Source organism: Tepidiforma sp., assembly GCF_026419595.1.
In the GTDB taxonomy this organism is placed as follows: Bacteria; Chloroflexota; Dehalococcoidia; order Tepidiformales; family Tepidiformaceae; genus Tepidiforma.
Genome location: NZ_JANZZD010000071.1, coordinates 1 through 1,031, shown reverse-complemented (window position 1 = coordinate 1,031; position 1,031 = coordinate 1). Strand labels below are relative to the sequence as shown.

Sequence of the window (1,031 nt, the reverse complement as noted above, 5' to 3'; positions counted from 1 at the left end):
GAAAGCATCCTCGAGCGGTTCCGCCGTGACGGCCGCGTCCGCATCCTGCCCATCGGCTGCATCACCCGCGGGCGGGAGGGACGGGAGCTTGCCGAGCTCGCCGAGCTGGCGGCCGGCGGCGTCATCGCCTTCAGCGACGACGGCAGCCCGGTCGCCGACCCCCGGCTGATGCGGAACGCGCTCGCGCTCGCCGGGGCGCTCGGCCTGCCCATCTCCGAGCACTGCGACAGCCCCGAGATGCACGCCGGCGGGGCGATGAACGAAGGCGCGGTGAGCGAGCGGCTCGGATTGAGCGGCCAGCCGGCCGCGGCCGAGGCTGCCGCCATCGCCCGGAACATCGAACTGGCGGCGGCAACCGGCGCGCGCCTCCACATCGCCCACGTCACGACCGCCCGCGGCGTCGACCTCATCGCTGAAGCCAAGCAGCGCGGCGTGCCCGTCACCTGCGAGGTCACCCCGAGCCACCTCTTCCTCACCGAGGATGCCGTGGCCGGCGGCGGCCCGGAACCCGCCTACGACACGAACGCGAAAATCAACCCGCCGCTCCGGACCGAAGCCGACCGCCGGGCGCTCCTCGCCGCGCTCGACGCCGGCATCATCGATGCCATCGCGACCGACCACGCCCCGCACGCCATCGAGGACAAGCTGGTCGAGTTCGAAGATGCCGCCTTCGGCATCAGCTGCTTCGAATCGGCGGTGTCGTCGCTGCTCACGCTCGCCGCGCGCGGGGAGCTGCGGCTCGAACGGATGGTCGAGGCGCTCACCAGCGCCCCGGCCGCCTGCTTCGGCATCGACCGGCGCATCCCGGGGGCCGGGCGGCTCGAACCCGGCGTCTCGCGCGACCTCGTCATCCTCGACCCGGCCGCTGATGTCACCATCGACCCCGTGCGCTGGGCTTCGAAAGGCAAGAACACACCGCTCGCCGGGAGGCGCCTCCGCGGGGCCGTCCGGGCGGTCATCTTCGATGGAACGCTCGCATGGGAGCGGGAGGGTGCGCATGTCTGATGCCTGGCTCGTCCTCGCCGACGGGA

1 protein-coding gene is annotated in these 1,031 nt (G+C 72.8%); it reads left to right on the top strand.

Features of this window, described 5'->3' with window-relative positions; all coding sequences use genetic code 11:
- Nucleotides 1-1,005, top strand: a 1,005-nt coding sequence (locus N2041_RS14350; RefSeq protein WP_297679262.1) for a dihydroorotase, incomplete at its 5' end; no start/stop codon positions are given.
- Nucleotides 1,006-1,031: the final 26 nt, after the last annotated feature.